6 protein-coding genes are annotated in these 8318 nt (G+C 65.6%); 2 read left to right on the top strand and 4 right to left on the bottom strand.

The genetic code is table 11. The annotated features are described in order from the left end of the window. Positions 1-157: 157 nt before the first annotated feature. From QMX78_RS18400 to QMX78_RS18385, 4 genes are read right to left on the bottom strand one after another with little or no spacing between them, the layout of a single operon-like run. Positions 158-1717, bottom strand: a complete 1560-nt coding sequence (locus QMX78_RS18400) for a DHA2 family efflux MFS transporter permease subunit (protein ID WP_282272262.1) — start codon at positions 1715-1717, stop codon at positions 158-160. A 7-nt stretch (positions 1718-1724) separates the two neighbouring features. Beyond that, positions 1725-2906, bottom strand: a complete 1182-nt coding sequence (locus QMX78_RS18395) for an efflux RND transporter periplasmic adaptor subunit (RefSeq protein ID WP_282272260.1) — start codon at positions 2904-2906, stop codon at positions 1725-1727. An 11-nt stretch (positions 2907-2917) separates the two neighbouring features. After that, the gene (locus QMX78_RS18390; protein ID WP_282272258.1) at positions 2918-4405 is read right to left on the bottom strand and encodes an efflux transporter outer membrane subunit; all 1488 of its coding nucleotides are present in this window, start codon (positions 4403-4405) and stop codon (positions 2918-2920) included. 5 nt (positions 4406-4410) lie between these two features. Continuing rightward, the gene (locus QMX78_RS18385; RefSeq protein WP_282272256.1) at positions 4411-4857 is read right to left on the bottom strand and encodes a MarR family transcriptional regulator; all 447 of its coding nucleotides are present in this window, start codon (positions 4855-4857) and stop codon (positions 4411-4413) included. 219 nt (positions 4858-5076) lie between these two features. Between QMX78_RS18385 and QMX78_RS18380 the strand changes: the two genes are divergently transcribed. Then, complete coding sequence (locus tag QMX78_RS18380; RefSeq protein WP_282272253.1) at positions 5077-5940, top strand: helix-turn-helix transcriptional regulator; 864 nt, start codon at positions 5077-5079, stop codon at positions 5938-5940. 64 nt (positions 5941-6004) lie between these two features. Next, positions 6005-8248 carry a DNA topoisomerase IV subunit A gene (parC, locus tag QMX78_RS18375; RefSeq protein WP_282272252.1) on the top strand — a complete coding sequence of 748 codons (2244 nt, stop codon included), beginning with the start codon at positions 6005-6007 and terminating at the stop codon, positions 8246-8248. Positions 8249-8318 lie beyond the last annotated feature (70 nt).

Raw genomic sequence — 8318 nt, 5'->3', positions numbered from 1 at the left:
CGGCGGGGGGGGGGGGGGCGTCCCCCGCCCACCCCCCGCCCCCGCGGCCCCCCCCCCACTACACAAAGCGAAGCCCGCAATCCATCGGATTGCGGGCTTCGTTGTAGTTTCATTGCAGTCGGCTTCGCGGCTTACGCCGCTCCTACAGCAACCAGGGCTAATGGCCACCTGCCGACGCTGCACCAGCGCCCGCACCAAACGGCGGCTTGGCCAGCCACACCAGGCCGATGATCAGCAGGAACACCCAACCCAGCAGCAGGAAGATGTCGTTGAAGCCCATCTGCGAGGCCTGGTGATTGATCATCTCGTTGAGCACCGCCGCACCATGCTGCAGATCACCCTGCCCCATCGCAGTCACCTGCTGATGCATGCCCGGATCGTACAGCGACACATGCTCGGTCAGATCAGCATGATGTTGTTGAGTCCGACGCGCCCAGAACCACGTGGTAAGCGATGCCGCGAAGCTACCCGCCAAGGTCCGCAGGAAGGTCGCCAGGCCGGAGCCAGCCGCAATCTCACGGCCGTCGAGGTCGGACAGCAGAATCTGCAGCACCGGCATGAAGAACAGCGCCACACCAACACCCATCAGCAACTGCACGCCAGCAACGTGCTCGAAATTGACCTGCAGGTTGAAGCCCGATCGTATGAAGCTGGTCATCGACAATACGAGGAACGCAATCGTCGCCAGATAGCGCATGTCCACCTTGTGCCCGAACTTGCCCAGCACCGGCGCCACCATGATCGGCAGGATGCCTAGTGGCGCCGTAGCCAGACCGGCCCAGATCGCGGTGTAACCCATGTCGCGCTGCAACCACTGCGGGATCATCAGCGCCACCGCGAAGAACGCGGCGTAACCAACAATCATCGCCAAGGTGCCAGCGCGGAAGTTGCGATGCCGCAGCAACTTCAGGTCAACAATGGGGTCCTTGTCGGTCAGCTCCCAGATCACGAAAACCGCCAGCATCACCGCAGCAATACAGGTCAGCACCACGATCTTGGTTGAGTTGAACCAGTCTTCCTCGTTGCCCAGGTCCAGCATCAGCTGCAGGCAGCCGACGCCGATCACCAGGGTGACCAGGCCGACGTAATCCATCTTCGGCCGCTCGGTGGTTTCAACGCGATGGCGCAGCTGGCTGCCGACAATCGCCGCGGCGATGATGCCCAACGGTACGTTGATCAGGAAGATCCATTCCCAGCTGTAGTTGTCGGTGATCCAGCCACCGAGGATGGGACCGGCAATCGGCGCGACCACGGTGATCATCGCCAGCAAGGCCAAAGCCTGCCCGCGCTTCTCCCGTGGATAGATCGACACCAGCAGCGACTGGGTGATCGGGTACATCGGCCCGGCCACGAAGCCCTGCAGCGCGCGCGACACCACCAGCATGCCCATGCTCTGGGCGATGCCGCACAACAGCGAGGCGATCGAGAACGCGATGGTCGCCCAGATGAAGAGCTTCACTTCACCGAAGCGGCGGCTCAACCACCCCGTCAGCGGCAAGGCAATCGCCGTACTGACCGCGAACGAGGTGATGACCCAGGTCGCCTGCTGCGAACTGGCGCCGAGGTTGCCGGCGATCGTCGGCAACGAGACATTGGCGATGGTGGTATCCAGCACCTGCATGAACGAGGCCAGCGCCAGGCCGGCCGTGCACAACGCAACATTGGCTGGCCCTGCGCCGACCGTCGTGGCCGGCGCCGTGGGAGCTTGAGCGGACATGGTGACCTCAGCTGGCGCGCGCGGACTGCGGCAGGTTGTCCTGGATGATGCTGTGGATCAGCGCGTCGGCATCGTGCAGCTGCTTGGCGTAGACCTGCGTGCCGTACACCGTGCCCTTGGCTGCATCGGCCGGCAGCACCGTGCCCTTCTGGTCGTGCAGGTTGACCTCGGCCTTCATCGACAGGCCCAGGCGCAGCGGATGCTCGGCAAGCTGCTTGGCGTCGACGGCGATGCGCACCGGCACGCGCTGCACGATCTTGATCCAGTTGCCGCTGGCATTCTGCGCCGGCAGCAGCGAAAACGCCGAACCGGTACCCAGGCCGAGGTTGTTGATGTGCCCCTTGTAAGTCACGTCACCGCCGTACAGGTCCGAGCGCAGTTCCACTTCCTGGCCCAGGCGCATATGCCGCAGCTGGGTTTCCTTGAAGTTCGCATCCACCCACATCTGCTCGGCCGGCACCACGGCCATCAAGGCCGCGCCCGGCTGCACGCGCTGGCCAACCTGCACCGAACGACGCGCAACATAACCGGTGACCGGCGCAACGATGCCGGCACGGGCGTTGTTGAGATAGGCCTGGCGCAGCTGCGCCGCAGCCGCCTGCACATCCGGCTGGGTGGCGATGACGGTATCGTCGATCAGCGCGCGGCTGCGCTCGACGGTCTCGCGCGAACCGGCAACGGCGGCTTCGGCAGCGGCCAGCTCGTCACGGGCGTGGGCCAGCTCTTCATTGGAGATCGCACCGCTGGCCGCGAGGTCACGGCGACGGGCGAAGTCTTCGCGTGCACGCTTCACCGACACCATCCGCGCGTTCAATTCCGCCTGCGCACCTTCCGCACTGCGGTACAGGCCGCGCACCTGGCGCACGGTGCTGGCGAGGTTGGCCTGCGCCTGCTGCATCGCCACTTCGGTATCGGCCGGGTCCAGTTGCACCAGCAACTGGCCCTGCTCCACCTTCATGCCGTCATCGGCGGCGATGGACACTACGGTGCCGGTAATCTGCGGAGTGATCTGCACCTGGTTGCCGCCGACATAGGCGTCGTCGGTTTCCTCGGCCCAGCGGCCCAGGAAGTAGTACCACGCGGCAAACGCTGCCAGCAGGATCAGGATGACGAACAACAGGCCGCGCAGCAGCTTGCCGCGACGGCTGGGAGCGGCGACTGCCGCATCGGGGGAGGTTGTCTGGCTCATTCGGGGGACTCTCAGGAATGCGTGATGTCGTTGCCGGCGGCAGCGGCCGGCGCCGTGTCGGCAGTGGGCTGGAAGCCGCCGCCCAGGGCGGTGCTCAGGCGTACCGAAGACAGCAGTTGCTGTGATTGCAGGTTGCTCAGCCCCTGGTCGGCCTGCAGCAGGCGGTCCTGGGTGCTGAGTACATCAAGGTAATTGCCGATACCGGCGCGGTAGCGCTGCTGCGCCAGCTCGTATGCGGTTTGCGCGATGCCACGCAGCTGCTGCTGCGCCTGCACCTGCTCGGCCAGCGAACGGCTGGCGTTGACCTGGTCGGCAACGTCGCGCAGGGCCTCCACCAGGGTGTGGTTGTAGTTGGCCACGGCGAGGTCATAGTCGGCATCGCTGCTGGCAAGGCCGGCACGCAGGCGACCGCCATCGAAGATCGGCAGGCTCAGCGCAGGGGCCAGCAGACCGAAGGTGGAGCCGCTTTCCAGCAGGCTGCCCAGGTCCTTGGACACCACCCCGCCCAAGGCAGTCAGGTTCAGGTTCGGGTAGAAGCGGGTCTTTGCAACCTTGACCTGCTTGTCCGCCGCTTCCACGCGCCAGCGCGCGGCAACGATATCCGGACGCCGGCCTAGCAGTTCGCTGGGAACTACACCTGGCAGCTGCAGGGCCAGCGGATTCAGTTCATTCGGAACCTTGATGTCCAAGCCGCGGTCCGGTCCTTTGCCAAGCAGCGCGGCCAGCGCATTGCGCGACACATCGATCTGCTGCTGCGCGGCCAGTTGCTGCTGTTGCGCGGCTGGCAGCCGTGCCTGCGCCTGCTGCACCTGCAGCTCACTGTCGATACCGGCGGCGCGACGCTGACGGGTCAGCTGCAGGGTCTTCTCGGCGCGCGCCAGTTCGTCATTGGCAACACGCTGCAGTTGGCCTGCATGGGCCAGCTGCACGTAGCCCTGGACGATGGCGGCGGCCAGGTCCAGGCGCGCAGCCTGCGCATCCACCGCAGCGGCGTGGCCACTGTCGACGGCGGCTTCCCAGGCGGCACGCTTGCCGCCCCACAGGTCGACGCCATAACTGAAGTTGGCCACGGCCTGCACGCTACCCATGTAATGGCCGCCGATTTCATCACCGGCCATGGATTCGGGCAGGCGCATGCCGGTATAGCCCGGTGACAACGACAGGCTGGGCTTGCGCTCGGCATTGCTGCTGGCAGCGTGCGCCTGCGCCTGGCGCAGGCGTGCGTCGGCCGCCTCCAGCGAGGGCGAGCCGCGCAGCGCCTCGTCGACCAGTGCATCCAACTGCGGGTCGGCGAGCGCACGCCACCAGTCGGCGGCAGGAAAGCCCGCTGCACTGAGCGTGGTACCGGCCAAGCTGCGGCTGCTGTGCAGGCTGTCGGCATCCAACAACCGCCCCTGCGGTTGCAGGCCACGGCTGCTGGCGCACGCGGCCAGCGTAAGAACCAGCGCCGCGGCCAGGAGGCCGCGGGCGGGTGAAACCAGGGATGTGGGGGAGGACATGGTTTTCATGGGGTCATCAAGGAGTCACGTATACGGAGCAGCAGGGACATCAACATCTCCCGCTCCTCCACCTGCAGGTCACGCATGGCGTCTTCCATCACCTTGTCGCCACGCTGCTTCAAGCGCAGCCACAGGGCACGGCCTTCATCGGTGAGCACGATCTGCAATGCACGACGGTCCTGCGCATGCGTCTCGCGGCGCACGCAACCAAGCGCTTCGAACTTGTCCAGCAGACGGGTCACCGCGCTGGGGACCTGGTCCAGGCCACGTGCAAGCTGGTTGGCAGTACAGGGCGCCATGTGCATCAAGGTCTTCAGACCGATGTAGTGGCTGAATCCAAGGCCGAGCTCTTCCTCGGCCATGGAGGCATCAAGCTGCCGGGCGAGGCCGTCGCGGACTTGCCGCAGCAACAGGCCAAAGCTGGGGGGCTGGGTGGTGTCGGCACAGATCATGGGCGGGCATTTTCCTTCCAGTTGGAATATTTCTCAATGGAAATATTCTACTTGGTATCAAATGCTGTGTTGCACCACTGGTGTCTGCGGCCGACCAGGACACAGTAATGGCTCCTCCATTGGCCCGGTAATACAATCCAGCCAATGAATGACGAAATCGAGCCAAGCGCAGGCGCAACCCTTTCTTCGGTCCGACGCCGGGCGCCGCAGGGCTTTGACATGCAGCTGCCTGCCCCGCTGCTGCGTGACCAGGAACTGGACTGGTTCGAGCGCGATGACGGACCTCCGGTATTCGGCTTCCGCTTCGACAGCCCACAGGGCCTGGCCCGCGAGGTGGACTGGCACCAGCACGCGCGGGCACAGCTGATCTGCGTCGAGCGCGGCCTGCTGACCACCCGCACCCGCCACGGCATCTGGTCCTTGCCGGCGGGTTCGGGCGGCTGGATGCCCGCAGCCGAGCCGCATACGGTGGTGATCGACGGCCCGCTGCGTGGCTGGGGCATGGCCCTGGCCAGCCCGATCTGTGTTGATTTACCCGACGATCCCTGCGTGATCGGCATTTCCCGCCTGCTCAATGCCTTGGCCGAACGGATCAGCGACTGGTCACCGGAGCAGGCCCTCTCCCCTCGCCAGCAGCACATGCTCGACGTATTGCTGGACGAAATACGGGACGCGCCCCGCCAGCGCATGCACCTGCCGATGCCGGCCGATCGCCGCCTGCTACGAATCGCCTCGCAACTGCTGGCCGAGCCGGCCGACGACCGCAGCCTTGCGCAATGGGCGCAGTGGGCGGGCCTGTCGCCGCGCAGCCTGAGCCGCCACTTCCGCGATGAGACCACCTTGAGTTTCGCCCAGTGGCGGCAGCAGGCGCGGCTGGCCGAGGCGCTGCGCCGCCTCAACGACGGCCATGGCGTGGCCGACATCGCCCACGCACTGGGGTTCAGCAGCCCCAGCGCCTTCGTGATCGTGTTCCGTCGCCACTTCGGCCTGCCGCCCGGCCGCTACCAGAGCCGGGCCGATCAGGGGCTGGAAGGCGGGCTCGATCCGGTCCGTGGCTTGGCATCTCCGCCGCCATCCGGATAATCGTCGGATCAGGCAGCCGGCGGTCCCCGCCTTGGCCGCGCACAACAGGTAGCACCCACCCGCAATGACTGATTCTGCACGCCCCGCATACCATGGCTTCGAACAGCAGCCACTGCGCGAATACGCTGAACGCGCCTATCTTGATTACTCCATGTACGTGGTGCTGGACCGCGCCCTGCCCTTCATCGGCGACGGGCTCAAGCCAGTGCAGCGCCGCATCGTCTATTCGATGAGTGAACTGGGGCTGGGTGCCGGGGCCAAGCCCAAGAAGTCCGCCCGCACCGTCGGTGACGTCATCGGTAAGTACCACCCGCACGGTGACAGCGCCTGCTACGAGGCATTGGTGCTGATGGCGCAGCCGTTCTCGTTCCGCTACCCGCTGATCGAGGGCCAGGGCAACTTCGGCTCCAGCGACGACCCCAAGTCGTTCGCGGCCATGCGTTACACCGAATCCAAGCTGACCCCGATTGCCGAGGTGCTGCTCGGCGAGCTGGGCCAGGGCACTACCGACTGGACCCCGAACTTCGACGGTACCCTGGAGGAGCCGACCTGGCTGCCGGCACGCTTGCCGCACCTGCTGCTCAACGGCACCACCGGCATCGCCGTAGGCATGGCTACCGACGTACCGCCGCACAACCTCAATGAGATCGTCAGCGCACTGGTGCGCCTGATCGACGAGCCGGACGCCACCGTCGCCGAGCTCTGCGAGCACGTGAAGGGCCCGGACTACCCGACCACCGCCGAGATCATCACCTCGCCGTCGGACCTGCGGAACATCTACGAGACCGGCAACGGCAGCGTACGTGCACGCGCCACCTTCAAGAAGGAAGGCAGCAACATCGTCATCGATGCGCTGCCGCACCAGGTCTCGCCGTCCAAGGTGATCGAGCAGATCGCCGCGCAGATGCGTGCCAAGAAGCTGCCGTGGCTGGAAGACATCCGCGACGAATCCGATCACGCCAACCCGGTGCGCGTGGTGTTGATGCCGCGCTCCAACCGCGTCGACGCCGAGCAGCTGATGGGCCACCTGTTCGCCATCACCGACCTTGAGCGCAGCTACCGCGTCAACCTCAACGTCATCGGTCTGGACGGTCGTCCGCAGGTCAAGAACCTGAAGATGCTGCTCAGCGAGTGGCTGCGCTTCCGCCAGGACACGGTCACCCGCCGCCTCAACCATCGCCTGCAGAAGGTCGAGCGTCGCCTGCACCTGTTGGAGGGCTTGCTGGTTGCCTTCCTCAACCTGGACGAAGTGATCCGCATCATCCGCACCGAGGACGATGCCAAGGCCGCGCTGATCGCACGCTTCGCGCTGAGCGAAGACCAGGCCGAGTACATCCTGGAAACCAAGCTGAAGCAGCTTGCGCGCCTGGAAGAAATGAAAATCCGCGGCGAGCAGGACGAGCTGGCCAAGGAACGCGACAAGATCCTGTCGATCCTCCAGAGCAGCGCCAAGCTGAAGAAGCTGGTCAAGGACGAACTGCTGGCCGACGCCAAGAAGTTCGGCGACGATCGCCGTTCGCCGCTGGTGCAGCGCGGTGCCGCCCAGGCCATCGACGAGACCGAGCTGGTCCCCAGCGAGCCGATGACCGTGGTGCTGTCGGAGAAGGGTTGGGTACGCGCAGCCAAGGGCCACGATGTCGATGGCTCGACCCTGAACTACCGCGACGGCGACAGCCTGCTGGCGGTGGCACGCACGCGAAGCACGCAGCAGGTCGCCTTCCTCGATACCGAAGGCCGCGCCTATTCCACGCCGGTGCATACCCTGCCTTCGGCACGCGGTAACGGCGAGCCGCTGACCGGCCGTTTCTCGCCGGCCTCCGGCAGCAGCTTCGTTACCGTGGCCAGCGGCGACAACAACACCCGCTTCGTGTTGGCGTCCACCCACGGCTATGGCTTCGTCACCCGCTTCGAGAACCTGACCGGCCGCAACAAGGCCGGCAAGGCGATGCTCAACCTGTCCGCTGGTTCGGCAGTGCTGACCCCGTCCCTTGTCGCCAACCCGGAAACCGACCGCATCGTCGCGGTCACCAGCGCCGGCAACATGCTCGCCATCCCGGCCAGCGAGTTGCCCGAATTGGACAAGGGCAAGGGCAACAAGATCATCGAGATCCCCAAGGCCAAGCTCTCCACCGAGCGCGTGGTGGCGGTGGTCGCGGTTGGTCCGGGCAACACCCTGCTGGTACGCAGTGGTCAGCGCACCATGAACCTGTCGTTCAAGGACCTGGAGACGTATCTGGGAACGCGGGCGACGCGCGGGCATCTGCTGCCGCGGGGCTGGCAGAAGGTGGAAGGGCTGGAAGTCCAGTAACAAGAGATGGCCGGGCAATGCCCGGCCTTCTTTTTTTATGCTTTTGTAGGAGCGGCGTAAGCCGCGAAGC

The organism is Stenotrophomonas sp. PS02298, assembly GCF_029959445.1.
Classification (GTDB): domain Bacteria; phylum Pseudomonadota; class Gammaproteobacteria; order Xanthomonadales; family Xanthomonadaceae; genus Stenotrophomonas.
Note: the sequence above shows the minus strand (reverse complement) of the source record. Positions and strands in the feature narration are given on the sequence as shown.